Raw genomic sequence first — 26,731 nt, 5'->3', positions numbered from 1 at the left:
GTGGCCGGCACACGAGAAACGCAAGACCGGAACCGTCGCTGTCGAATGACCGCGAGGAGACGGCGCGGTCGTGCCCAGCGTTGGGGGAACGCGTCGGTGTCGAATACCCGATATCGGGCGGCTGAATCGCGTCGACGTCAGTCCGTCAGCGAGATATTATCCCGGAGGTCGTTCTCGATGGCTTCGAGGGTCCGTCCCTTCGTCTCGGGGACGAGCTTGAAGGTGAACGCGAATGCCACGGCACTGAAGACGCCAAACAGCCAGAACGTCGCCGACGGCCCGACGTTGGCAGTCAGGATCGGGAACGAGAGGGCGACCGCCAGGTTGGCGACCCAGTTGGTGACCGTCGCGATCCCTTCGGCCGACCCGCGGACAGCAAGCGGGTAAATCTCCGAGATGAGCAACCAGAACACCGGGCCCAACCCGATCGCGAAAAAGGAGATATACAGCATGAGACAGACAGTCGCGGTGATGCTGAGCACGCCCGAGAGACCCGGCAGGTAGAAGACGACCCCGAGGATCGCCAGCGTGACCGTCATGCCGGCAGTCCCGACGAGCAACAGCGCCCGGCGGCCGACCCGATCGATGTACACCATCGCGACGACGGTCATCACCACGTTGACGACGCCGATCCCGACGGTCGCGAGAATCGAGGCCGCACTCCCGAAGCCGGTCGATTCGAGGATCGTCGGCGCGTAGTACATCACGGCGTTGATACCGGTAATCTGCTGGAGAATTGCGAGGCCGATCCCGACGACGAGTGCCGGGCGCAGCCACGGTTCAAGCAGCTGCCGGAGGTTCGACCCGGACTCGCGCTCGACGGTCTCTTTGATCTCACTGAGTTCCTGTTCGACGTCGCCCTGTCGCGTGCGATTGAGGACAGCCCTGGCACGTTCTGGCTTGCCGTGGCTGTAGAGCCACCGCGGGCTTTCGGGCATCTTCAGGACGCCGATCCCGAGGATGACCGCGGGGACCATCCCGGCCCCGAGCATCCAGCGCCACGCCCCGTTGCCGGCGAAGGCGTAGTTCACGAAGTACGACGAGAGGATGCCGATCGTGACCATCAGCTGGTGCATCGAGGTGAGAGCGCCCCGGATCCGTGGCGGCGCGATCTCGGAGATGTACAGCGGGCCAACGACCGAGGCGAAACCGATCGCGAGGCCGTCGATCAGTCGGCCGGCCACGAGGACGGGCACCGTCGGTGCGATCGCCATCAGGAACGAACCGGCGAAGAACACGCCGGCCGACAGCATGATCAGCCGACGGCGGCCGAGTCGATCGGCGAGTCGGCCGCCCAGCGCCGCGCCAGTCGCCGCCCCGGCCATCGCACCGCTGACGACGATGCCTTCGACCAGAGGCGACATCGAAAAGCTCTCGTTGATGAATAAGATCGCCCCGGAAATAATGCCTGTATCGAATCCGAACAACAGCCCGTTCAAGGCTGCCATCGCGGAGACGAGATACACGAATCGATCTCCGTCGCCACTCAATATGTTGTGCACGGCTGTCGTCGACATACAGTCCCGCGCTCGCCAATTGACACGGTTAAGCCCTCTGAAGATTCCCGCGTGATACTGTGAGAGACGATTGTGTCCGTCTTCAGTTTGCAAAAGATCTCGAAAAATAAAATTTCGAAGTAGGTATTCGACGTCTTTTTGAGAGGGTTGGAATGAATTGTCGTCCCATAGATTCGGCGATCGACAGCGAATAGGCTCGCGCGCGCAGTGGAACCGTGATCGGTTGTCCGGCTCCCGAACGACGTCGAGAAGAGGCGAGTGTCCGTCCGGTACGGTGGGGCCGGAACCGTCCTCAGCGTTACCCATCGGGCGCAACTACCAGGACAACCCCAGAGTTACGCGAACCGATAGCGGCTGGTGTCGAAGCGCGGACTCACCGGGCGTCCTCGAAACGCTCGACCAGCGATTCGTTGCCGATCGCCAGCGGTGACCTAGCGTGGAGGTCATCGACAGCAGAGGAGAGCAACGAACCGGATTCGTCCGAAGAGGCCCCACCGGCGGCTTCGACGATATAACTGACTGGGACTGCTTCGAACTGGTGGCGTGGCTTGCCGTTGGGATGGGACGAAACCGACGGGTACGCGTAGATACCGCCGTTTTCGAGAATGCGCGGGAGATCCATGATCACGGCGCCGGTATACCGGAGTTTGTACTGGCTGCGGATCGCGTCGGCGAAAGCCTGGAAGTCCGCGTCCCACTCCCACTCGCGACCGCCGAGGGCGAAGATACTCGGCTCGTCGGGAAGAGTCACGTCCGAACGCAAGACCGTCGGTGTCCCGCCTTCGACGAGATACTCCGTCACCGTGTCGTTACGAGCAGTGATCATCACCGTCGTCGGGCCGAAGGTGACGACTGCCGCGGCGATCAGGTCCGCCCCTGCCGCGGGAAGGGGGGCGTCGTAGATCCCGACGACCGTGCCGAGGCCGTTGTTCGAGGCCAGGTTGCCCGAGCCATCGAGCGGGTCGACTGCGACCGAGAGCCCGTCGCCGTCGCCGATCACCCCCTCACGTTCTTCGCTGGCGTAGGCACCGACGCCCTCGAGGGCGAGCAAGCGCTCTTCGAGGACGCGATCCGTGAAGGTGTCTGCGGCCAGTTGGATCTCGCCGCTAGGATTGGTGGAGTCGACTGCGTGCCGGTTGGATCCGAGCGCGTCCCTGATGGCGGGAGTTGTTGCGGCGACCGTCGTGAAAATCTGAGTGACGGCGGTCCGGGTCGTCTCGGGATCCGTCTCTGTGGCTCCGGCGTCGATGACCGGCATCGTACGTGATCGGAACACAACCGCGAGTATGAATCTTCCGAAAAAGTGACTTAACAGCGTTCAGAAAAGCAGTTGTCCCTCAGCGGGCCGAGACAGTCGCGTGCCGTTTTCAGCGCGTCGACCAGGCGATGGCCTGTTCGAGATCGTGAATGATGTCGTCACGATCTTCGAGACCGACCGACAGCCGCACCATGTCGTCGGTGACGCCGGCAGCAGCCTTCTCCTCGTCGGTCAGTTGTTGATGGGTCGTCGAGGCAGGATGGATGATCAGCGTCTTGGCGTCGCCGACGTTCGCCAGCAGGCTGGCGAGTTGGGTCGACTCGACGGTGTTACGAGCGGCCTCGTAGCCCTCTTCGAGGCCGAACGTGATCATCCCACCGTAGCCGCCCTCGAGATACTTGCTGGCGTTGTCGTGGGTCTCGTGACTCTCCAGTCCGGGGTAGTTGACCCACGCCACGTCGTCGTGGTCGGCCAGGAACTCGGCGACTGCGAGTGCGTTCTCTGAGTGGCGGTCCATCCGCATCGGCAGCGTTTCCAGGCCCTGGATGGTCTCCCAGGCATCGAAGGGGGCCTGCTGGTTGCCCAAGTCACGGAGACCGCGCGCGATCGCAGCGTAAGTGAACGCGGCCTCGCCGAATCGATCGCTGAAGTTGACCCCGTGGTAGGCTGGGTTGTCTGTGGCGATCTCGGGGTACTTCTCGGCGTACTCGTCCCAGGGGAACGAGCCACCGTCGACGAGAACACCACCGACGGTCGTGCCAGAGCCGTGGATCCACTTCGTCGTGGAGTTCCAGACGAGATCGGCGCCGTGTTCGATCGGATTCGCGAGATACGGCGTCGCGAAGGTATTATCGACAAAAAGTGGAACGCCGTGGTCGTGGGCGATGTCGGCGATACGCTCGATGTCCGGCGTCACCAGCGCCGGATTGCCGATCGTCTCGAAGTGGACGTAGGCGGTGTCCTCGTCGATCGCCTCCTCGTAAGCATCGTAATCGAGCGTGTCGACGAATCGGGCTTCGACACCGTTGCGTGGTGCGGTGTGGGTGAAGTAGGTGTAGGTCCCGCCGTACAGCGCCGAGGCGGTGACAACGTTGTCACCGACGTCCGCCAGCAGGAAGGTGGCCAAATTGAGGGCGGCCATCCCCGAGGCGGTCGCGACGGCACCGACCCCGCCTTCGAGTTTCGCCAGGCGCTGCTGGAGAACGGAGTTGGTCGGGTTCATCAACCGCGAGTAGATGTGGCCGTCTTTCTCTAAGGCGAACTGCTCGGCCGCGTCCTCGCTGTCTTCGAAGACGTAACTGGTCGTCTGGTAGAGCGGCGGGGCGCGCGCGCCCGTCGCCGCGTCGGGCTCTTCTTGCCCGACGTGCAATGCGTCCGTGTGGAAGCCGCGATCGTCGTCGCTCATAGCGCTCGGATCTACGGCACCGTCCATTGTATAAGTGCGGTACCAACCCCCCGATTGGCCGCCGTCGGCGACAGCCGTCGAGATTCGCCGGTATCGAAAGTCGTCGACGAGACCGTTGCGACACAGCAACAGTTACCCGAACGTCCTGATCGTCAGGAACTCGCCGGCGTCACTCTCGTCTAAGGAATCGAGGTGGACGATCGGCGCGTATCCAGTGTCCGGGTCGATGTTGACACTCTCCTGGAAGCTGGTCTGGCGTTGCCAGCAGGCGCTGTTGATCGTCAAGACATTGTGATAGGTGCCGTAGCCGAGTTTGTGGACGTGTCCAGCGTGGAAGATATCCGGAACGTCCTCGATGATCATGTAGTCACGTTCCTCCGGCGCAATGCGCGTGTGGCCACCGAACTGCGGGGCGACGTGGCGCTTTTTGAGCAGCTGGCGCATTGCCTTGTGAGGCTCGTCGTAGCTGGCTTTGTCCTCGGGCAGTTCGGCAATCACCTCATCGAGAGAGACGCCGTGATACATGAGGACGTCGACGCCCTCGATCGTGACCGTCGAGGGATTGCCCGTAATCGTCGGGTCGTGGGCCGACATGATCTCTCTGAGTTCCTCGTCGAAGGCTGGCTGGGGTTCGGCCAGGCGGACGGCGTCGTGGTTGCCCGGGATCATCACGATCTCCATGTCGCCGGGCACGTCTTTGAGGTGTTGGGCGAAGGTCTCGTACTGCTCGTAGATGTCGATGATGTCCAGTTCCTCGTCCTGGTCGGGATAGACGCCGACGCCTTCGACCATGTCGCCGCCGATCAGCAGATATTCGACGTGACTGGCCTCGGGTTCGTGGAGCCAATCGGCAAACTCCTGCCAGGCGGTCCGGTCGAATTCCTGGCTGCCGACGTGCAGATCACTGATCAGTGCCGCACTCACCGGGCGATCGGCCGTCGACGGTTCGAACGTCCGCGGGACATCGGGGAAGTGAATCGAATCTGCAAACAGGATCCCGCCGTCGTCGGCCAACGTCCCCTCGATGGCGATGATCTCGTCGTAGAGGAGTTCGTCGACGAGGGCGGCAAAGTCCCGATCTTTCATCACGAGCGCGGGAAACGTCCCGTTGGTGTCTTCGAGGTCGATCAGCCAGTGGCCACTGGCCGTCGACCGGATATCCGCAACCATGCCGACGATCGCAGCCTCGCTCCCGCCCGGCATGGATTCGACGGCGTTGGTCGGCCGGTGGTTGACCCGCCCGCGGAGTTGCCGGGACAGGCGCTCATAGCGGTCCCGAAAGACAGCCAGAAAGTCGGTGTACTCTCCCGTCCCAGTAGAGCGACCGGTCACGTCGCCGGCGATTGCGGGCTCGATCGGATCCCGAGTACTCGCGCCAGCAACCCCCTCCATTTCGACTGGAGAGCTCTCGCTGCCGTCGACGGACGATGACTCGGCGTCTGCAGGTGAAACGGAGGGGGTCGACGGCGGCTGATCCGAAGCGGGGTGTTCACCGTCAGTACTATCGGCATCGACGACGGGAGAATCCGGTGCAGGGCGGGAGTCAGTGACAGCCTGGCGGGCGTGCTCGACAGTGATCTTGATTGCCGTATCGGGGACGGCTTCGAGTGCGTCTTCGATCGCGGCGTCAGTGTCGGCTGCGTCCGCCAAGATCGTCACGGCTTCTCGATCCGCGTTGTACCCGCGACTGGCGAGTTCGGTGACGATTCTGGCGGGCGTCTCGCGAGGCACAGTCCCACTCGGGCACCCGGTCAGCAAAAGGATGGCGGTCGGGGCCGATCCCGGCCGTCGGTGGACCGTGCCGGTCGGGACGAGACGGGATCAGTGACTGGGCGGCCACGGTCCGGGAAGGGAAGAATTGTTACTGTCGGGGCCAAAGGAAGGGTGCGATGAGTGAGCCCTCCGACGACACCGAGCAGACTGGCCCCCGAGTCGATCGCCACGGGGATCCTCCCAGGTCTGACCGCGATCGGACGTATCCGGAGGGCACCCAGGACCGACGATACGACGAACCCTCCCGTGAGAACGACGGCGTCTCGGGCCGTGGGGACGACCGACAGCCGCGTGTCGACCGAGACCGGACCCACCCTGGCTCGGGCGGCCCGGGGAATCGGCCACCCGAAACACGGGGAAGTCAGCACACAGCGACACGCGCCGATCGGATTTTGCGCTATCTCTTCGACATCGCGAGCAGCATCTTCGTCGTCGCGGCCATCGGCGGGCTCCTGTTTGCAGCCAGTGGCGTCTGGCCGCCCTTGGTCGCCATCGAGAGTGGCAGCATGAACCCACACATGCAGAAGGGCGATCTCGTGTTCGTCATGGAAGAGCAGCGATTCCCCGGGCCTGGAGCCGAACGCGAGAGTGGCGTTGTCAGTGCCGCCGCAGGGGCCGAGACGGGCTACCGGATGTTCGGGGAGTACGGTGACGTGATCGTCTATCAGCCCAACGGCGACCAAGGAGAGACACCGATCATCCATCGGGCGATGTTCTGGGTCGAGGACGGCGAAAACTGGTACGATCGGGCAGACCCCGACTATCGCGGGAACGCGGACAACTGCGAGGAGCTAAATTACTGTCCGGCCCCACACGCCGGGTTCATCACGAAAGGCGACAATCCAGTCACGAACGATTTATACGACCAAGTGATGGGTGGAAATGGGCTCAGTGAACCAGTCAAGCCGGCCTGGATCATGGGGACTGCCGAGAAACGAATTCCATGGCTCGGCCAGGTTCGATTGCTCTCGGGCGCTGGCAGTGCCACGACGAGCAACGCGACTGGAAGGTGAGCTTCGAAAGCCGTCGCCTCGAGAATTTACTGGTCGAACCGCGCCTGGATGAACGGCTGGACGTCTTCGATATCGCCCAGGCGTGAATCCGAATGGAGGACGGTCTCGGTTTCTTCGATGGGCACCGAGAGGCTGATCTCTTTCGTTCGACCGTACCGGCCCTTCGAAACGACGACAGCGTTGACGATACCCAGCATGTCGAGTTCGGAAATGAGGTCAGTGACCCGACGCTGCGTGAGGACATCGGCGTCGATCTCCTCACACAGTCGCTTGTAGATATTGTACACTTCGCCGGTGTTGATGTTGTGGACGCCGTTTTTCTCGAGCAGGATGATCGAATAGAGGACGAGTTTCGACTGGGTAGGCAGCGTCCGGACGACTTCGACGACACGATCGAGTTCGATCTTCTCTTGGGCCTGGCGGACGTGATCTTCTGCCACGATATCGGTCTGGTCGCGCTCGGCTAATTCACCGGCCGTCCGCAGCAGATCGAGCGCCCGACGAGCGTCGCCGTGTTCCTGGGCCGCAAAAGCGGCACACAGCGGGATAACATCATCCGAGAGTGGGCCGTCTTTGAACGCGACGTTCGAGCGGGCCTGCAGGATATCCCGGAGCTGGTTGGCGTCGTAGGGCGGGAACACGATCTCCTCCTCGCCGAGGCTCGACTTGACACGCGGGTCGAGGAAGTCGGTGAACTTCAGATCGTTACTGATACCCATGATCGAAACGCGGGAGTACTCCAGTTCCGAATTCATCCGCGAGAGGTTATACAGCGTGTCGTCACCGCTCTTCTCGACGAGTTTGTCGATCTCGTCGAGCATGATAACGACGACGCGTTCGGTGTAATCGACAGCATCGAAGAACGTGTTGTAGACACGATCGGTCGGCCACCCCGTCATCGGGACCTCCTCGAAGCTGTCACGATCCTCACGGAGCGACTCGATTTCGGCATCGATTTCCTCGACGGACTCGAACTGAAGGTCTTGGAGTGCGTTGGGGTCCGATTCGGCGCGCTCTCGTTTCCCGGTCAAGTCGTCGATCCGGTCGTCGATGTGGGCCTCGTTTTGCTCGATGAACTTGTTGGCGAGTTGAGCCAGCACCCGATATTGGGTGTCGGTCACCTCACAATTGATGTACTGGACTTCACAGGGGACTTCGTATTTCTGTGACGTGCGCTCGAGTTCTTCGCTGACGAACTTTGCACTGGCCGTTTTGCCGGTTCCCGTCTTCCCGTAGATCAGAATGTTCGAGGGTGTATCCCCACGGAGGGCAGCGACGAGGATGGTCGCAATATTGTTGATCTGTTCTTCGCGGTGGGGAAGCTTTCGAGGTGTGTAAGACGGTCTGAGAACTTCCTTGTTCTCGAAAATCGGCTCGCCGCTGAGCAAATCGTCGAACAGACCACGCGAGGCCTCGTCCGTATCGGATTCTTCCTCCAAGACGAGCTCGTCGAGGAGATCCGATCGGGTTTCGCGGTCGGATGACTCCATTGATAGTTGCTCCGCATCGTCCGACGGAGACAGCGCAGTCGACTGGTCGTGTTGGTCGCTCGTGCGATGCTCGTCTGCGTCGGCGTCTGTATCGTCCGTGTCTTCCATGGCGAGAGGCCCCCTTTTCGGGTGGAAATCAGCACGCGTAACCGATATATTCGGTAGAGACGGCTGAGAGCCGCCGTATCTGGTGATCGTAGATTGGCGGCCAGTGCAGTTGAACCACACGAACCGGTGGGAGAGAGAGTATTAAAAATTTCGGTTGCTTCGAGCCGGAAAGACACATCGGGCCCAGATAGCACAGAGATTTCACCAATTGGACGTCAGTAGATGGGGGATGGACAGACGGTCAAATCCTGTATGGTAGTAGGTCACTAATCGCACACAACAGCGGAACCCCCCACACCCCTTCGTTTCGACTGGAACAACTCTCAAGAGAGGGTGGGGGGACAGCGACGACAACGAGTTCAACTAGTATGGCAGGGTTTTAAATAAATGAAAATACAACCAAACCCGTAAACCACTAAAAACAGTGCTTGTTGAGAAGTGATCTATCACTGTTGTTACGGAGCTATTAATCCCTAGAGATACTCCGCGTGGCTAGAACACTCGTTCCTGCTTAGAACACACATTACTGGAATCTAGTTCCACTCGACGTTGCCATCCACCTCTTTTCACTGCAAGAACGCATCGTTATTCTCGGGACCATCGTCGAAAGTATCATCGCGCTAGAGTGGACTCGTGACGGTATCTCCCCCAAATCGATCGTGTAACCCGGCAACTCACGACCGCCCATCCACCATCTCGGGGTGTTCCAGTCGAAACGAAGGGGTGGGGGGTGTAGCGAGTACTCTCATCAGTATACCGTAGGTACCTTCGCCAGTTTCGTGCCAGTCTCGTTTGGGTAACTATCTCACAGGGCACCGTTCTAACTGGACAGTCAACTCTTCTCTATCGGACCGCACCCGGATCGATAGTCACTTTCCGGTGAATTTCGATCCGATCACTTCCCGCAATCGCCCAGCTCAGGATCGCTCGGATCTAAATTCTCGCCATTAGCTTTCGGAGAAGTTATATATGTCTGACGTACAGTTAAGTGGATTCAGGAAGGTAGTTCGGGCAGATGCCCCGACTCGCTCGGGCGCGGGAGGATAGGATGGGCCTGCTCACAGAACTCAAAGACAGCATTTCGCGTGCCGCATCGAGCCTGTTCTCCGAACAGGATCCGAAACGTATCGGGATCTACGGTCCCCCCAACGCCGGGAAGACGACGCTGGCCAATCGCATTGCGCGTGATTGGACCGGCGACGCCGTCGGGCCGGAGAGCGCGATTCCACACGAAACCAGGCGTGCTCGCCGCAAGGAGAACGTCGAGATCGAGCGGGACGGCAAATCCGTCCAGATCGACATCGTCGACACGCCGGGGGTGACGACGAAAGTCGACTACACCGAATTCCTCGATCACGACATGGAGAAAGACGATGCCGTCCGTCGCTCACGGGAAGCCACCGAGGGTGTCGCCGAGGCGATGCACTGGCTCCGTGAGGACGTCGACGGCGTTATCTACGTCTTGGACTCGACGAAAGACCCCTTCACCCAGGTCAACACGATGCTCATTGGGATCATCGAGAGTCAGGATCTCCCGGTGTTGATCTTTGCCAACAAGATCGACCTCGAAGAGTCTTCCGTCCAGCGGATCCGCAACGCGTTCCCCCAACACGAGACGGTCCCGCTGTCGGCCCTTGAGGGTGACAACATGGACGAAGTCTACGACAAGATCGCGGAGTACTTCGGGTGATCTGTGATGGCTGAAGTCAAACAACCGGACGAGGGCGTCCAGATCGACCTTATCAGTGCCGAGCGGATGAACGGCCTGGCGAGCATGGAGAAGATTCGGATGATCCTCGATGGCGTCCGGGACGGCAACATCGTCGTCTTAGAGGAAGGCCTGACGCCAGACGAGGAATCGAAACTCATCGAGGTGACGATGACCGAGATCAGTCCCGACGAGTTCAACGGGATCGAAATCGAGACCTATCCACGCTCGGAGGCGGCCGATCAGAGCTTTCTCGATCGGCTCATGGGCAGAGAGTCGACGAAGAAACTGACGGTGATCGGGCCGGCCAATCAGATCGAGACACTCCACAAGGACGAAACTCTTATCAGCGCCCTCGTCTCCCGGAAATAATGCCCCATCAGTGTACGGACTGTGGCACGACGTTCGCGGACGGCTCGACGGAGATGTTGTCGGGCTGTCCCAGCTGCGGTGGTAACACCTTCCAGTTTCTCCCGGACGGTGCCGATCCCGACTCGGCTCCAGCGGCCGACCCGCCGGAGAAAACGCCCGATCGGTCGACCCCCGATGGTACCGTTGCTCGGACCGTTGGCAGTGCTGCGGCGACTGTCCGGGATATCGTCGGCTCCGACCCCGACAGTGCGGGGACCGCTCCGGAAGCGGCCGATCCACTGTCGCCGTCCGCAGCGGACGAAACGGCGTCACCATCGCCCGAGGACCCCCCTGCATCGGCTCCTGACGAGACGACAACAGCCGACGAATCGCAAACCAGCTCGGCTGTCTCCGAAATGGAGTCGGGGACTCCTCGGCGTGACCCAGTGACAACTAACACGGAAGATGCCGCTCAGGCGTCCGCACGGTCGGCGGTGGTCAACCCGGACGAGCTTCCCGAGACACCCGGCGACGCGGACCTCGCCGTTGGATCGTCTCCCGGTGCCACAGCGAGCGCTGAGGCCCCCGCCGACCAACCCCAAGACGAACGCCCCGATCTCGAAACCCTTCGGGCAGAACTCAACGACCAGTTCGAGTCCATCCGTATCGTCGAGCCCGGGCAGTACGAACTCAACCTGATGGAGCTGTACGAGCGCGACGAGTACATCATCGCTCTCCAGGAAGACGGCCGCTATCGCATCCAGGTTCCCGGTGACTGGCGGGATTAACCTCGAGACGCACTCGCGACACCCCGTCAGCAACCCTTTTTGTCATCCTCGCCGTGGGTAGTCACATGCACTATCGGGAAGTCGCGGGTTCGCGCGAGTTCGTCGCCCGGCTGGCCCACGGCGAGGACTGGCGCGCCCAGATCGAGGAGTTTGCCGCCGAGGAAGGGATCGAGGCCGCGTTTTTCTTCGGCCTCGGTGCTGTCGAAGATGCGACAATCTGGTATTACGATCAGGAACGCCAGGAGTACGACGAGGCTGTCTTCGCGGAGCCACTGGAAGTCGCCACCTGTGTTGGCAACCTCTCGAATCTGGACGGTGAGCCGTTCGCCCACACCCACGCCGTGCTCTCGCGGCGCGACGGGACGACCCTGGCCGGCCACCTCGACGCAGCGACGACCTTCGCCGGTGAACTCTACGTCAGGACGTTCGAGGAACCGCTCGTCAGGACACACGACGAACCGACCGATCTGGACCTCTGGGAGCTGTAGATGCCCAGCGACAGGGAGATATAAATGCGCGAGGCTGACGAACGCTACTTTCAAACCCTGGAAGACGAACTCGAGGCGGCCATGGCCGTCGCCCGCGAGGCCAGACAGCGTGGCGACGATCCGACGACAGACGTCGAGATCCCGGTCGCCAAGGACATGGCCGACCGAGTTGAGAATATCCTCGGAATCGACGGTGTTGCCGAGCGCGTCCGTGACCTGGAAGGCGAGATGTCCCGTGAGGAGGCCGCTCTCGCACTGGTCGAGGATTTCGTCGAAGGCTCGGTCGGTGACTACGACACGAAGGCCGGCAAGATCGAAGGCGCGGTCCGGACGGCCGTCGCCTTGCTCACTGAGGGGGTCGTCGCTGCCCCGATCGAGGGCATCGATCGCGTCGAAATCCTGCAAAACGACGACGGCACGGAGTTCGTCAACGTCTATTACGCCGGCCCGATTCGCTCGGCCGGCGGGACCGCTCAGGCCCTCTCGGTGCTGGTTGCCGACTACGCCCGGACGCTACTCGATATCGACGAGTATCGCGCTCGTGAGGACGAAATCGGCCGCTACGTCGAGGAAATCGACCTCTACGACGAAAACACGGGCTTGCAGTACTCGCCAAAGGAAAAGGAGACCCGTCACATCGCCGAGCACATGCCGATCATGCTCGACGGCGAGGCCACGGGTGACGAGGAGGTTTCGGGGTATCGCGACCTCGAACGCGTCGACTCGAACAGTTCTCGGGGCGGGATGTGTCTCGTCCTCGCGGAAGGGATCGCCCTGAAAGCACCCAAGATTCAGCGTTACACGCGCCAACTCGAAGAACTCGAATGGCCCTGGCTGCAGGCTCTCATCGACGGCACGATCGGCGACGACGAGTCGGACGATGCCCCAGCGGATAGCGACGAAGAGAGCGATACTCCAGACGAAACAAAGGGGGTAGAAGACGGCGAAAAAAGTGACGGTCCACCGCGTGCAGAACCGGCTAAAAAATACCTTAGAGATCTTATAGCCGGGAGACCAGTCTTCTCTCATCCGAGCGAACAAGGCGGGTTTCGACTGCGGTATGGACGCGCGCGCAATCATGGCAATGCGACCGCTGGAGTCCATCCGGCGACCATGCACCTGGTCGATGACTTTCTCGCGACGGGGACCCAGATCAAGACCGAGCGACCGGGCAAGGCCGCCGGGATCGTTCCCGTCGACACGATCGAAGGGCCGACAGTCCGGTTGGCAAACGGTGACGTCCGACGCATCGACGACCCGGCAGAAGCACTCGAAGTTCGCAACGGCGTCGAGAAAGTTCTCGATCTGGGAGAGTATCTGGTCAATTACGGCGAGTTCGTCGAGAACAATCACCCACTCGCACCGGCATCCTACACCGTCGAGTGGTGGCGCCAGGAGTTCGCCGAAACCGAAGCGGACGTCCAGGCGATGGCCGATTCCGTCAACATCGATCTCGCCGATCCCGCTCCCGAACAGGCCTTGGAGTGGGCGCGAACGTACGATTCGCCGTTGCACCCGAAATACACCCACCTCTATCACGACGTCAGTGTCGAGGCGATCGACGCCCTGGCTGTGGCCATCGCCGAAGGCGAGGTCGGTACCGGTGACGGTGCCGCGATGGCAGGGCGACAGCCGGCCGATGCGACGACCGGCGATCTCAAACTCGATCGGACCGATGTCGTCCAACATACGCTCGAATCACTCCTGGTCGAACACACCCAGACAGACGATTCGATACTCGTTCCGACCTGGCGACCACTCGTCGAGACACTTGGCTTCGACGACGACCTGTCGAGATCCTGGACGCTCGGAGACCTCTCTGCGCGCGCCCGTGAGTACGCTGACGGCGAGAATGCTGTTCGAGCGATCAACGAGATCGCGCCCTTCGAAGTACGCGAGCGTGCACCGACCCGGATCGGCAACCGGATGGGTCGACCGGAGAAATCAGAGGAACGGGAACTGTCCCCGGCCGTCCACACGCTGTTCCCCATCGGCGAGGCCGGCGGCAACCAGCGCGACGTCGCCAAGGCCGCTGGCCACGCCGACGAGATGAGCGATGTCCCGGGCGAAGTCGAACTCGAAGTCGGCCGACGCCGCTGTGTCGAGTGTGGCACGGACACGTACCGACCGCGCTGTCCCGACTGTGGTGGCGTCACCGAGTCGGTATACGTCTGCCCGGACTGCGATCGGGAGGTCGAACCCGACGAATCCGGCCGCGCGGAGTGTCCCGGTTGTGAGACGCTGGCTTCGCCGACCCGCCAAACTGTCATCGACGTCGGCCAGGAGTACCAGCAAGCCATGGCTGCCGTCGGCGAACGCGAGGTTGCCTTCGACGTGCTCAAGGGCGTCAAAGGGCTGTCATCGAAAGAGAAGACGCCCGAACCGATGGAGAAAGGCGTTTTGCGCGCCAAACACGACGTTAGCGCGTTCAAAGACGGGACGGTCCGCTATGACATGACGGATCTGCCTGTCACGTCGGTTCGACCCGAAGAACTGGACGTCACCGCCGAGCAGTTCCGCGAGTTGGGCTACGAGGAAGACATTCGTGGTGACCCCCTCGTCCACGACGACCAGCTAGTCGAACTCAACGTTCAGGATATCGTCCTCTCGGACGGGGCGGCCGAGCACATGCTCAAGACCGCGGCCTTCATCGACGATTTGCTCACCTCCTACTACGGGCTCGACCCCTACTACGAACTCGAGGACCGCGACGACCTCGTGGGCGAACTCGTCTTCGGAATGGCGCCCCACACCAGCGCGGCGACTGTCGGCCGCGTCGTCGGCTTCACCTCGGCCGCCGTGGGTTATGCCCATCCGTACTTCCACGCCGCGAAACGCCGGAATTGCTTCCATCCGGAGACCAAGGTGTGGTTTGAAGACGAGTCCGGTGAGTCGCGATACCAATCCATCGAACAACTGGTAGAGAGTCGGCTTGACGATCCCAGAATGGACGACTTTGGAACGTTGGTCGAAGAGTTACCAGGGACCGTTCATGTCCCGTCCATAGACAGCGACGGAACACCGGTCCGAAAACCGATCGAAGCTGTTTCGAAGCATCCCGCTCCGGATCATCTCCTCAAAATCGAAACGAAGAGTGGACGGACAATCACCGTCTCAGCAGATCACTCGATGCGTCGATGGGAAGACGGCTCGGAGGAAGTCTCAGCGAGTGACCTAACGTCTGGTGACCGATTGCCCATGCCTAAATCGGTCGACATTGAGGGTACTCGCCAGACGTACGACTTGCTCTCGGAATTCATGGCTTTGGATCGTCTCTCCAACGAAGAGTTAGTGGTTCGTGGCTTGGGGAGCGAACGTATCAAATCACTTTTCGACGAAGCGACAGAATCAGATCAGTATCTCAAACCAGTCGCAGAGTGCTTGGGAGTAAGCGATTCAACGGTTTACAATTGGGTTAACCGAGACAGCGTTCCGATTTCGGTTTTGACGACACTGTTTGATGATGTGCCTAGCCGAGTTCCTTCTGATGTTCAGCTAGCTGTCAAACAAGATTCGGCTACGATCTCACGACACCTCAACCTCGATGAACCGTTCGCCAAGCTCTTAGGATACTACGTTGCCGAAGGCTTCACACGCTCTACCGCTGATTGTTATCAGACGACGATTTGTATCCCTGATGAGTCTGCTCGTGAGTTGGTCAGACAGGTTATCGATGAGTCGCTATCGATTGAAGCCTACGAAGAGAACGAGTGGAAAATGACGGTATCGAGCCGTCTCGTCGCTGTTCTGTTTGATGAGGTACTTGGTCTCGGAAGCACCGCTGATGGTAAGCAGATCCCCGAATCCATTTTGACCGCTCCGGATAGCGTTCTTCGTGCGTTCCTCTCGTCGTATTTCAGTGGTGATGGTAGTGCGTCCAGTGATCGAATCGAAGTTCGGGCGCACACGGTAAGTGATCGACTCAAAGATGACCTGGTCGCGGCACTGAAGCGATTCGAAATCGTCCCCAAAATCTATCGTGAAACGCGGATCCCGCAAATCGGAGAGGTCGCTGATTTCTATGAAACAGAGCAGGAATTCGAGACGTGGGTCGTGAAAGTCACTTCCGAGAACGCGGCGCGGTTTGCCGAACGGATCGGATTCCACTTACCTCGAAAGTCAGAAGCGCTTGACGTAGCCTTAGAATCAACTGAACTCAGGACACAGCGACTTTGCGGTGACGGTGGCGACGTTTGGCTTGACGAAGTATCTGATATCCAAGTCGTTGAGGGTGACGTTGATCACCTGTATTCGGTGACGGTCTCGGACACGCACACGCTCGTGGCAAATGATTTGTATACTGGCCAATGCGACGGTGACGAAGACTGCGTCATGCTGTTGATGGACGGGTTGATCAACTTCAGCCGGAAATTCCTACCCGACCAGCGGGGTGGCAGGATGGACGCGCCCTTGGTGATGTCTTCCCGCATCGATCCCGCAGAGATCGACGACGAGGCCCACAACATCGACATCGTCGCAGAGTATCCACTGGAACTGTACGAGGCCACCCGGGAGATGGCCCATCCGGAAGACGTCGACGTCACGATCGCCGAAGACACGCTGGGGACCGACGACGAGTACACTGGATTCAACCACACCCACGACACCAGCGATATCGCGCTGGGTCCGGATCTCTCGGCGTACAAGACGCTGGGATCGATGGAGGAAAAGATGGACGCCCAGCTCGAACTCTCCCGGAAAATCCGGGCGGTCGACGAGAGTGACGTCGCCGAGCGGATTATCGAATATCACTTTCTGCCGGACCTGATCGGCAACCTTCGGGCCTTCTCACGCCAGGACGTCCGCTGTCTGGGATGTGGCGAGAAGTTCCGCCGCGTCCCGCTCACGGGCGAGTGCCCGCAGTGTGGTGGCGACGTCAACCTAACCGTCCACGAGGGGTCTGTCAACAAGTACATCGACACTGCGATGCGGGTCGCCGAGGAGTTCGGTGCCAGAGAGTACACGAAACAACGCCTTGAGATCCTCGATCGGTCTATCAAGCGCGTCTTCGAGGACGATACGAGCAAGCAGACGGGGATCGCGGACTTCATGTGAGGAGTCGGTACGATCCGAGCGAAGCGAGGATGGTTTTTTTTTGGTCCAGATTTTTGCGCGAGCGGTCGCGAACGCAGTGAGCGACCCCGAGCGGAAAAAGGTGGGAGAGATACGAGCAAGCAGACGGGGATCGCGGACTTCATGTGAGGAGTCGGTACGATCCGAGCGAAGCGAGGATGGTTTTTTTTTGGTCCAGATTTTTGCGCGAGCGGTCGCGAACGCAGTGAGCGACCCCGAGCGGAAAAAGGTGGGAGAGATACGAGCAAGCAGACGGGGATCGCGGACTTCATGTGAGAAGTCGGTACGATCCGAGCGAAGCGAGGATGGTTTTTTTTGGTCCAGATTTTTGCGCGAGCGGTCGCGAACGCAGTGAGCGACCCCGAGCGGAAAAAGGTGGGAGAGATACGAGCAAGCAGACGGGAATCGCGGACTTCATGTAATGTCTGTAGGACCGGGACTGGAAGGTGTCGACGGATTCTTGTCACGCGATCGCATGGACTGAGATATGTTTAGGTCCGCCGCTGTCTCTGGATCGACTCACCGGACACGATACTCTTTGGACTGTTTGCGGGTGGCCTAGCGTGGCCTCGATACTGACGGTCGGGAGCGCGGTGCTCGATCGCGTCTACACCCTCACAAACCTCCCCGAACGGGACGGTGGGGCCTTTGCCACCGACTCTCTCGAGCGGGCCGGTGGCGTCGCCGCGAACGTCGGCTGTGCCCTCGCGACGCTCGATCACGATGTCGGGGTCATCTCGCGGGTCGGCGACGACGACGCGGCCGAGACCATCGTTGGCTCCCTGCACGATCACGATGTCGACACCTCTGGGGTCCGGCAGGGCGATGGCACGTCCTCGTACACGCTCGTCCTCCGGGGGCCTGACGGCGACCGTATGATCGTCGCCGGGGGGAATAGCGTGCCACAGTTGCGACTTCGGGCGACCGATCGCGAACGGCTACGTGGGGCCGACTGCGTGTTCACGAGTGCTTACGCCCCCGATACCGTCGTGACTGACCTTCTGGACCTCCGTGAATCGGGAGTATTCGACGCTCTCGCGTTCGATCTCGCTGGCCCGCTCGAAGAGCTCGAAGGTCGTGGGACAGCACCCGAGACGATCGATCGTCTCACCGAGAGCGCCGACCTGTTCGTGGTCGGGGAAGTGGCTGCCCGGTCGTATCTCGGAACGGGTCCACGGGACGCCGCCGAGCGACTGTGCGCACGCGGGGCCGACCGGGTTGCAGTTACCGTCGGCGCAGAGGGAGCGTACCTCGCCGCGGACGAACTGTACCGTGTCGATGCTGTCGAGGCCGACGTCGTCGACACGACCGGCGCTGGTGACGCGTTCACTGCGACACTGATCGATACGTGGGTGTTGGGTGACTATCCGGCCGCGGCCGCAGGCCGCCTCGCGGCGGCCGCGGCGGCCCAAAACTGCACCGCCTCGGGTCCCCGTGGTGGGCTCCCCACGCGCGAGGACCTCCCCGAACCCTAACTCCAGCCCTCAGCTTGCGCGCTGGGCTATCAGCGGTCGCCGTCGGCTTTTGCCGCTTCGACCAGCTGCTGTACCCGTTCTTCGTCGACGGGCCCAGTCGTTTCTCCGTCTTGCTTGAGTGCGGTGCCGACGATCGCGCCGTCGGCGAGAGCGAGCGTCTCAGCCGCCGTCGACGCTGTGACGCCGCTCCCGACGAACACCGGCGAATCAACCCCGAGCTCGTCGCGTGCATCGACGACGCGACGGAGATGGTCGCGGTCCGTCTCGGCCCCGGTTCCCGACCCGCTCGCGACGACGCCGTCAGCGTGGCCTCGTTCTAGCAGCTCGGCGATTTCTTCCTCGAGTGGCCGGTCGGCCAGTGGCGCAGAGTGTTTGACGTCCACGTCCGCGAGTATCGAGACATCGGTGTCCAGGCGCTCACGGAGCCGGACTGTTTCGGCTGCCCGCCCGGTGACGACGCCCTGGTCGGTGAGGCGCGCACCCGAGTGGACGTTGACGCGGACGAACGACGCCCCGGCCGCTGCCGCGATCGACACCGCCGCTTCGGCGTCGTTTCTGAGCACGTTGACGCCCACGGGCAGGTCGATCTCTCGACGGAGGTCGGTGACGAGAGCTGTCATCGATGCGACGACGTGTTTTGGCACGTCTTCGGCATAGAAGGGTGCATCACCGAAGTTCTCGACCATCACGGCGTCGACGCCGCCGGCGGCCAAGCGCCGGGCATCTCGCACCATCGTCTCTCGGATCGCGTCCCTGTCGCCGTCAAACGCCGGCGCACCGGGCAACGGTGGTAGGTGTACCATCCCGACGACCGCTCGATCGCCGCCGAAATCGAGACTCATCGGTAGGAGCGCCCTCCTGTTGCAGTCTCTTGGCTTTCGGTCTCAAGCTTGCCAGCGATACTGTTGTCGTATGTCATATCTGACCCACGTGCCACGTGCAGAAATATGTTCAGTCAGCCGGCCGCGTCCGCTCTACACGTGACCTCGACGGATCGACGGTCGGGACCACCGCTCTTACTCTTCAGCAGGGTCGATCTCGGTGACGAGGCTCGGTTCGTCACTGGCGATGACGATGATCCGGTCGGTGACGTCTTCCATCGTGTTGGCGAGGTCGTCGAAACGGATCGCCAGTTCCCGGTACATCAGCGCTTTGGCGGTCTCTTCGTCACGGAATGCGGTCTCGATGACGTCGTTTTTGATCCCGTCACACCGACTCTCCATGTCCCTGATGGCTTCGATCTCGTCGTAGAGCGTGTCTGACCCACTGGTCGTCCCGAGGCCGTGAACGAATCGCTCGACGACATCTTCTAGGGTCTCGGTCATATCAGCGACGTGTTCGGCCATCTCTCGAAGCCCGCTATAGCAGTCGGTGTCGGTCGGTGGTTGCATCATCGAGAGCTCGTCGGCGATCAATTCGGTGACGTTCGCCAGCGAGTCGACTTCCTTGTAGAACTCGATGAGTTCCGACTGGTTCTGGTTGATTCGGGAGTTCAACAGCCCCATATCTTCCGGGTCCGCGTTGGTGATCGAACTCGTAATCGAGCGAATCATCCGATCGCCCTCGCTCTCGAGTTCGCCGATGCGGTCGACGGTCTCCGCGTGGTCCTCGTCGTTCTCGTACTGTTCGAGCAGCTCCGGCAGGAGTCCGACACACTCGTTGAGGTGATCGAGATACGTGTCTGTCTGTGATTCGAGCTCGTCGCCGAAGTCGTATCCTGGTGGCATGTTCTAGCCACGCGCACAGAGCGTAAAGAGCGTTCCTTCCTTCTCCGTGCGTGTATATACCACCCTCTAGCTGATCTGGCCTGCCCTGGCCGGCCTCACTCGCCTGGATCGAGGCGATACCGGGTCGTCGACTGCCCGAGAAAGCGCGGCCCGTCGCCGACAGCGGTGAACGCAGCGGCCTCGACTGCCCGCCGGACAGCAGCTTCCTCTTCGGGGACCAGCAGTTCCACGTCCATGTCCTCACGACGCGCAAAGCCGATCGGCTCCTCGAGCAAGCGTGTACACGCCGGTTCGGTGCCACCGATCTGGGTAACGTAGACTGTCTCACCGCGGACGTCGAAACTCACGAACCCGACGAGTGAGGGCGTCTCGTCCTGCTCTGGCGACGTGCCCGGAGTTTCAGCACTGTCCGCCGCCGGACTGTTCTCGGCGGCCTCCGCGTCGTTCGCGATCGCGACCCGGACCGTCCGGTCGTGGACCAGGTTCCGCATCACGTCCACGGGCGAGTCAGCAAGCGCTGCCAGGCCATTGGCATCAGCTTCGACCGCGTTGCGGACGTCCATCGACTTCCCATGCGGTCCCGACGTAGTTAATCGCTGTGGCGATGACTGTGTTGCGTGCCGGACATTCCAGCATCTCCCTCACTGGTGCCCATACACTCAATCCAACAACGGCAATGCGGTCTGAAGACAACTATAAGCAGGATCTCCCTGCTGGAGGCACATCGAATACACCCGTTGTGGGGCACTATTACTAAATGCAAATCCAGAGGCGACTGATAATATGTCTACCTTAGAGGATCTTAACACGGTTACCAGGAGACAACTCGTGGCGTCCGCCGGCGTGACAGTCACTGGCACGGCAAGTGCATACGTTTATGTCAAGTCTTCGATCGAGGGGACCACCGACATTCGATATCGAAGTCCGATCGGCTGATGGCAGCGTATTGGACTCGACAGAAATCCTCGTCGAATGTGGGCCGGCCGAGGAGATCACCTGATCGCCAGCGAAGCACCGAAGTGAGTGCTCGCGTATCGATTTCATATGTACGTCTCACCGGCAGTCCGTTCGATCCAGCGCCATCCGATCGACGGCGAGACGGCGACGCTCCTCGTCCGTCTCGATGACGCGGCCGACGTCGAGACCGTCGCCGAACAGATCCGGGAGTGTGGCGGCACGATCGAACAGCGCCTCGAATTCGATGCGCTGGCGATCACTGTCGACCATTCCGCCGTCGCCTCAATTTGTGAGCTCGATGGCCTCTCAGCCGTCGAAACCGACGACACGCTGACGATGGGGGCCGACGGTGCCGGCGAGGACGTCAGGCTCGGTGACCAGTCATAGTCGCATTCTGCTCGGCAAATCTAACTGATCGGCAAGATCGGACCAGTTGCAAACGTTTTGCCGACACACAGATAACCTCGAATCAGCATGCCGGACTGTCCACTCGCCGACGATTGCCCCGAATTTACCGGGCGGATCGAGGGGATGGGGTGTACCCACTATGGCGACCGTGGGGGCGCCGAGTGGTGCAACCACTACAACCAGCCGATCTCGGATCTGCAGTCACAGCCAGTCAAGCCGGGCGAGGAAGTCGTGGTGACCGTCGAAGACATTCACGAGAGCGGGGCTGGCTTTGACCCCATCGCGGACGCGCATACGATCTGATAGTATTCCTTTCCCCGTCAATACTCTCGCTTTTACAGTCCTTACCGAAGCTTCGCCGCCTCCTCACAATACATGTTAGTACATCCTAACAATTAGTATGTTAGTTCAATTAGAAACTTATACGTGTATGTGGAGATCGTATTGCATGATATGAAGACAGTACCAATACCCGGGAAAATACTGCGAACCAATCTCATCTTGGGACTGACATTTAACGAGCTAATCACGCTCGGGACGATACCGCTCGTTGTCGTCCTTCCGAGTTTGTATATCGGCCAAATCCCTCTCTCAATTTCTATCGGAACTATCGTTTTAATGACTTCACTTGTTGGACTAGTCATCGTTCAAACGCCTGAGGGGCAAACCCCCCTCAGCTGGGCTCCAGCTGCGTTCAAACGCCGAATCACTCCTGATACGTATTATCTCAAACCACGGGCAGTCGGCCGAGGCCGGGTGACACATCTGGATATCGTCCATACCATTTCTGAACTGGGAGATACGTCAACAAGCACTGGTCAGTACACAATCCAAGACTCTGACGAAGCGGATAGCACCGGAACACTGTGGAATAAAATCGCGTTTGATGATGTTTTCGGGGAATTAAATAAAGATGACTAATAGTTCTCCATCTACAGCACCGAGTGAAGAGATCGAAACGGAGGCGGCTCATCTCCTAGAGGAGACAACTGCTTCAGTCCAAGATCGCATTTCTCGGCTTGAATCTCTCCTCGATGGAGAGGAGGCCTTGGAAGATGCCCTGGCCACGTTTGCGAAGGCCGGCGAACAGCACGTGTTAATCGGTGAAGGCCGGCGATTAGCCCACCTCGAGCGATATTGCCAGCGATTACCAGAGTCGTACGATATCACGCTCACACGGATACTGGCTCACACATTGGACAATGGGGTTTCGACGAATTCGCTTCGAGCTGCGATCGAGTCGGCTGACCATCTTTGTACTGAACAGATAGATCATCGGCTATCTCTGCTCAGTTCAATAGAGCAATTATCGTCCTCTCATACTGTAGACCAATCCCAACAAGGCGCATCCGGCCCGAAACTGTCGGAGAGACATAGCACGGAACCCCAAGACGGCACCCCAACCGAAGCAACTGCCGAAACGACCGGCCATTTCTCCCGAGAACAGGCCCGTTCACGAGACGCAGATCGTGATAGGCCTCCGAACAAAACTGCCCGGGATAATGTCTCGTCTCCCACTGACCAATCCAGTGAAGATAACACGTTACGGTCCGGTGAACAATCGACGAACGACGACAAAGCTACTAATGAACAGTCTGGAAGTCCCCAATCGGACCGTCTTTCTCAGAGTTCTGTGACAGACTCTTCTTCAGTGGATTCGACAGTATCGACAGCACAGTCAGAGCAGTCTGATGAAGGAGCCGACACGCTTTCTCAATCAGCGACACTCTCGGAGACGGAGACTGTTAGCGACCAAGGGTGCCAGCAAACATCAACTTCCAGTTTTGGATCTATGGAATCGGACGACACGGGTGTCTCCCAAGCACCTGATGACCGTCATCGAGGCACTATCGATCCCCCGCAGCGCCGTGACCCCACTGAAAGTGGTTCGCTGTCGATATCAAATTATGCTCAAGACCTCGTCTCTTTCGATTTTGTTCTCGACTCGAACGAAGAATTCGTACCAGACGACGTTCGGGCTGGCGGCCTCATCAAATTAGATGACAAACAATATGCTGGAATCACCCGTGTCCACCCCCGGACGTGGTCAATCCACACGAATGAAAAGAAAGCGGAGATTGTCGGTGCGTATAAATCTTCGTTCCTAGCGACACTGGATTTCCCGATCCAAATTGTTTCGTATCCTACACACTTCGATATTTCGGACCACTTAGAGCGGCTACAATCTGTACGTAATCTCTCAGAAGATGACTATGGAGAGAGTGGCCTTGCAGATATGGGACGGTCACTCTATCCCGAGTGGCTCACACAGTTTCTATCTGACAACGATATGAAACAGCGCGAATTCTACATCATTGCACCGATATCAGCCGACCAGATCGACCAGTTTCGAAGTGATGATGACGGGTTCCTTGATTCACTGGCTGATTCGTTTCCGCCGGCAGAGCCGGTTGCTGACTTCTTTGGCGACGATTCAGAATCAATCAGCACCCATCAAATACTGCGAGAACTGGATTCACGGCTCAACCGAATTTCGAGCGGACTACAACGGTTCGATGTCCAGTCAGAGCGGCTCACTGATCGAAACGAAGCAATGGCTGTTCTGTACCACTATTATAACAATGAAAAACCATTGACTGATGAATTTTCTAAAGGAATGCAAATTGACACAGAGCCGTTCAATCTGGATAGCTCAAACGTGAGGGATGACGATACATGATAGATAGTGCGACGCCGATCGAGTTTACGAGCAGTGGTATTGATGATAGTACCACGTTGGTACCGTTATTGATTCAGGACTTTTTAGACACGTTCGGGGTAGTTCCAACCGTTGGAATCCTCCTTGGTGGCGGTATTGTTTTCATCGGTGCAATTGTTCTAATGGCGCCAACTGACGGCCTTCTCGAAACCGATCTCAGTATGGGATCTGCAGAGACTTCGAAAGACGATATCGATACAGAGGTTCTCACAGAGGCAGCACGCCGACTCGAACAATCGAGTGAAGATATATCAGAAGAAACGCTTTCAGAGCATATTGAAGCAGTTCAACAAGATAAACACTCTGAAGACTCGACTGATGTCGGTATCATTGGCGATGAGAACAAACGGAGTGAATCAGCCAGAGTCAATGTCGCCCCCGATCGTATCACAGAAACCCAAAGCTATGTCAAACGGTTAGGGGATTCTGGTGAGGAACGATACGCTAGGATACTTATAATTTCGAGTTTTCCGAACCGAGTGGCCCTTGGATGGCTCGACCAGGCATTCACGAGTGGGTTATCGGTAAATGGAGCAGAATTGCGCGTTTCGTACCAGATCTGGCCACGTGATTCCGAGCAAATGAAACGAAAACTCGATGTGAAAGCAACCCGACTCACTTCTCAAATCCGTCGGAAAAAAAGTGATGGGAAACTCAACACGATTGAAGAAGAAAAGCAACTCTCTCACGTTGACCGTCTACGGGAGGGATTGACTGAGGGTTCGACGAAATTGTTCGACTTCGGCGTCTACTTTGAAGTTATTTCCGACTCCGAAGAGACGCTAGACGAAGCAACGAAGGAACTCAAACAAATCCTCTCCCAATCGAACGCTCGTGTGACGACCTTGTACGATAGACAGCTCGAAGCGCAGAATGCCGTTGCTCCTCTCGGAACAGATAGCGTCAAGAATACCCAAATTATGGACCTTGAGGCTCTCGGCACAACCTACCCATTTACTGATAAGTCTGTCGTGGAGTCAAGCGGTGTCCTCATGGGCTTTCAGATGTCAACCAACGCTCCAATAATCGTGGATCGGTTTGCTCAGTCGGGCCACAACATGTTGATATCAGGGAAGATCGGCTCTGGGAAGTCCTATCTAGCCAAACTCGTCATGTGGCGTCGATTGATGATGGATCCCGAGACAGAAGTTCTCATTATCGATCCTGTGGGTGGATTCGGTGATCTGGTGGAAGCGGTAGGTGGGCAGAGAGTAACGATCGACAACCAGACCACGATCAATCCACTCGAAATCAAGCAGGTAGAAAGCATCGACGATATCGAAGGTGATCCGTACGACGACAAGATCCGGAGTGTGATGGGGTTGTTCGAATCGCACTTCAGAGGCAAACGCGAGTTAGGCAAAGAAGAAGAAGGTGTCCTCAGACGGGCGATCCGGTATGCGTACCTCGAACGGGGGATTACGAAGGATATCGGCACCCATCACCAACCCAGTCCTCAAATTGGGGATGTGATAGATGTCTTACGCAAGATGTCCAACGGCGATCCACCAGGAGAGTTCCTCGACGTTCCAGAATCAGTTCGTTCAGAAATAACGACAATAAACACAGAAACATCTGTCGAAGAACGCGAGCAAGCCGAACGAATTGCCGATTACGCTCATAGTGTCTTGCTGGGACTGGAAGACTTCAAACAGGGCGGGCAGCGATCGAATCTCAATGGAGAAACGAACGTCCGCCTCGAAGATCGCATCGTACAGTTCGATCTCTCGAGCGTCGCCGATGGCAGTAACGAAGGGCTCATTATGCATATCGTGCTCGACTGGCTATTCCAGCGAGCGAAGGCGAACACCGAGAACATGGTGGTCATGATCGACGAGGCACACTATATGCTGGGTCACGAACAGGCACTGGACATGCTCAACCTGTTTGCACGGCACAGCCGCCACTATGGAAGCGGTCTCACTCTCATCAGTCAGACCGTCGATGAATTTATGGCCAATTCGAAGGCGAAGGAAATCTACGACCAGTGTGACATTCGTGCGCTGATGCGACACCAGGATATCGGCGACACAGCGATCGAAGCACTCGATCTCACTCCCCGAGAACGGGATTTCGTATTACAAGCCCAGGCGGGTAACTCAGCGGAGTACTCTGAATCGCTACTGTATGTCACTGACAAAGGGAAGATGCGCATGCGAGTCATTTCGAACGAATTCGAACATCACGTCATTGACAGCAATATGAACGTCTGGGCATTACTCTACGATAATGAGATGATCGACTGGACAGATATTCCAGACGACGAGCGACAATCTGTCCACCAAATTCTTGAATCGGACTCGCCCGGCACGGTTAGCTAAGCATCTGTAACTCGCTTTCGGTCAATCGGGACAGTATACAATGAGGTGCCGACCCGCCGGTATAGTGCACTCTTTACGTATAATAATTCGACGCGGGATGTCGGTGCCGTGTGTCTGAGATTTCTGACGGACGGTATTCCAGAACGTGATGT

At 58.9% G+C, this 26,731-nt stretch carries 19 protein-coding genes and 1 pseudogene; 12 read left to right on the top strand and 8 right to left on the bottom strand.

Annotated elements, in window-relative coordinates; translation table 11 throughout:
- Positions 1-137 precede the first annotated feature (137 nt).
- The 4 genes from Hrd1104_RS11485 to Hrd1104_RS11470 all read right to left on the bottom strand — a co-directional run bounded on the left by Hrd1104_RS11485 (position 138) and on the right by Hrd1104_RS11470 (position 5,911).
- Positions 138-1,517: a sugar porter family MFS transporter gene (locus Hrd1104_RS11485; protein ID WP_154552893.1), complete on the bottom strand. Its 1,380-nt coding sequence runs from the start codon at positions 1,515-1,517 to the stop codon at positions 138-140.
- Positions 1,518-1,890: 373 nt separating this feature from the next.
- Positions 1,891-2,775: a class 1 fructose-bisphosphatase gene (locus Hrd1104_RS11480; protein ID WP_154552892.1), complete on the bottom strand. Its 885-nt coding sequence runs from the start codon at positions 2,773-2,775 to the stop codon at positions 1,891-1,893.
- Between the two features lie 109 nt (positions 2,776-2,884).
- Positions 2,885-4,180 (bottom strand): O-acetylhomoserine aminocarboxypropyltransferase/cysteine synthase family protein, encoded by a 1,296-nt coding sequence (locus tag Hrd1104_RS11475; protein ID WP_154552891.1) that lies wholly within the window; start codon positions 4,178-4,180, stop codon positions 2,885-2,887.
- Between the two features lie 132 nt (positions 4,181-4,312).
- On the bottom strand, positions 4,313-5,911 hold the full coding sequence (locus Hrd1104_RS11470) for a DNA-directed DNA polymerase II small subunit (protein WP_154552890.1): 1,599 nt from the start codon (positions 5,909-5,911) through the stop codon (positions 4,313-4,315).
- A 158-nt stretch (positions 5,912-6,069) separates the two neighbouring features.
- Between Hrd1104_RS11470 and Hrd1104_RS11465 the strand changes: the two genes are divergently transcribed.
- Positions 6,070-6,966 carry a S26 family signal peptidase gene (locus Hrd1104_RS11465; RefSeq protein ID WP_154552889.1) on the top strand — a complete coding sequence of 299 codons (897 nt, stop codon included), beginning with the start codon at positions 6,070-6,072 and terminating at the stop codon, positions 6,964-6,966.
- A 26-nt stretch (positions 6,967-6,992) separates the two neighbouring features.
- Here the strand turns inward: Hrd1104_RS11465 and Hrd1104_RS11460 are convergent, their stop codons facing one another.
- Complete coding sequence (locus Hrd1104_RS11460) at positions 6,993-8,564, bottom strand: Cdc6/Cdc18 family protein (RefSeq protein WP_154552888.1); 1,572 nt, start codon at positions 8,562-8,564, stop codon at positions 6,993-6,995.
- Between the two features lie 1,048 nt (positions 8,565-9,612).
- Here Hrd1104_RS11460 and Hrd1104_RS11455 point away from each other — a divergent pair.
- The 6 genes from Hrd1104_RS11455 (at position 9,613) to Hrd1104_RS11430 (ending at position 18,447) form a co-directional block, all read left to right on the top strand.
- Positions 9,613-10,254 (top strand): Era-like GTP-binding protein, encoded by a 642-nt coding sequence (locus Hrd1104_RS11455; RefSeq protein WP_154553247.1) that lies wholly within the window; start codon positions 9,613-9,615, stop codon positions 10,252-10,254.
- A 6-nt stretch (positions 10,255-10,260) separates the two neighbouring features.
- Positions 10,261-10,644 carry a DUF2073 domain-containing protein gene (locus tag Hrd1104_RS11450; RefSeq protein WP_154552887.1) on the top strand — a complete coding sequence of 128 codons (384 nt, stop codon included), beginning with the start codon at positions 10,261-10,263 and terminating at the stop codon, positions 10,642-10,644.
- Complete coding sequence (locus tag Hrd1104_RS11445) at positions 10,644-11,411, top strand: Zn-ribbon containing protein (RefSeq protein WP_154552886.1); 768 nt, start codon at positions 10,644-10,646, stop codon at positions 11,409-11,411. The genes Hrd1104_RS11450 and Hrd1104_RS11445 overlap by 1 nt, the downstream gene beginning before the upstream one ends.
- Before the next feature lie 65 nt (positions 11,412-11,476).
- Positions 11,477-11,899 (top strand): PPC domain-containing DNA-binding protein, encoded by a 423-nt coding sequence (locus Hrd1104_RS11440; RefSeq protein ID WP_154552885.1) that lies wholly within the window; start codon positions 11,477-11,479, stop codon positions 11,897-11,899.
- A 24-nt stretch (positions 11,900-11,923) separates the two neighbouring features.
- Positions 11,924-16,954 carry a DNA polymerase II large subunit gene (locus Hrd1104_RS11435; protein WP_154552884.1) on the top strand — a complete coding sequence of 1,677 codons (5,031 nt, stop codon included), beginning with the start codon at positions 11,924-11,926 and terminating at the stop codon, positions 16,952-16,954.
- 581 nt (positions 16,955-17,535) lie between these two features.
- Positions 17,536-18,447: a carbohydrate kinase family protein gene (locus tag Hrd1104_RS11430; RefSeq protein ID WP_154552883.1), complete on the top strand. Its 912-nt coding sequence runs from the start codon at positions 17,536-17,538 to the stop codon at positions 18,445-18,447.
- Between the two features lie 29 nt (positions 18,448-18,476).
- On the opposite strand, the gene Hrd1104_RS11425 is transcribed toward Hrd1104_RS11430, so the two are convergent.
- The 3 genes from Hrd1104_RS11425 to Hrd1104_RS11415 all read right to left on the bottom strand — a co-directional run bounded on the left by Hrd1104_RS11425 (position 18,477) and on the right by Hrd1104_RS11415 (position 20,737).
- Entirely contained in the window at positions 18,477-19,289 is an 813-nt protein-coding gene (locus tag Hrd1104_RS11425) for a BtpA/SgcQ family protein (protein WP_154552882.1), read from the bottom strand.
- 174 nt (positions 19,290-19,463) lie between these two features.
- On the bottom strand, positions 19,464-20,174 hold the full coding sequence (locus Hrd1104_RS11420; protein WP_154552881.1) for a DUF47 domain-containing protein: 711 nt from the start codon (positions 20,172-20,174) through the stop codon (positions 19,464-19,466).
- 95 nt (positions 20,175-20,269) lie between these two features.
- Positions 20,270-20,737: a hypothetical protein gene (locus tag Hrd1104_RS11415; protein WP_154552880.1), complete on the bottom strand. Its 468-nt coding sequence runs from the start codon at positions 20,735-20,737 to the stop codon at positions 20,270-20,272.
- A 481-nt stretch (positions 20,738-21,218) separates the two neighbouring features.
- On the opposite strand from Hrd1104_RS11415, the gene Hrd1104_RS11410 reads away from it, so the two are divergent.
- The 5 genes and pseudogenes from Hrd1104_RS11410 to Hrd1104_RS11390 all read left to right on the top strand — a co-directional run bounded on the left by Hrd1104_RS11410 (position 21,219) and on the right by Hrd1104_RS11390 (position 26,579).
- Positions 21,219-21,518 carry a hypothetical protein gene (locus Hrd1104_RS11410; protein WP_154552879.1) on the top strand — a complete coding sequence of 100 codons (300 nt, stop codon included), beginning with the start codon at positions 21,219-21,221 and terminating at the stop codon, positions 21,516-21,518.
- Positions 21,519-21,605: 87 nt separating this feature from the next.
- Positions 21,606-21,839, top strand: a pseudogene (locus Hrd1104_RS11405) (deoxyribonuclease); the annotation flags it as partial.
- A gap of 153 nt (positions 21,840-21,992) precedes the next feature.
- Positions 21,993-22,460 (top strand): hypothetical protein, encoded by a 468-nt coding sequence (locus Hrd1104_RS11400; RefSeq protein WP_154552878.1) that lies wholly within the window; start codon positions 21,993-21,995, stop codon positions 22,458-22,460.
- Between the two features lie 871 nt (positions 22,461-23,331).
- Positions 23,332-24,219 carry a hypothetical protein gene (locus Hrd1104_RS11395; protein WP_154552877.1) on the top strand — a complete coding sequence of 296 codons (888 nt, stop codon included), beginning with the start codon at positions 23,332-23,334 and terminating at the stop codon, positions 24,217-24,219.
- Positions 24,216-26,579 (top strand): VirB4 family type IV secretion system protein, encoded by a 2,364-nt coding sequence (locus tag Hrd1104_RS11390; protein WP_154552876.1) that lies wholly within the window; start codon positions 24,216-24,218, stop codon positions 26,577-26,579. The genes Hrd1104_RS11395 and Hrd1104_RS11390 overlap by 4 nt, the downstream gene beginning before the upstream one ends.
- Positions 26,580-26,731: the final 152 nt, after the last annotated feature.

It is taken from the genome of Halorhabdus sp. CBA1104, assembly GCF_009690625.1.
Lineage (GTDB): Archaea > Halobacteriota > Halobacteria > Halobacteriales > Haloarculaceae > Halorhabdus.
This window is presented reverse-complemented; position numbering and strand designations above follow the sequence as displayed.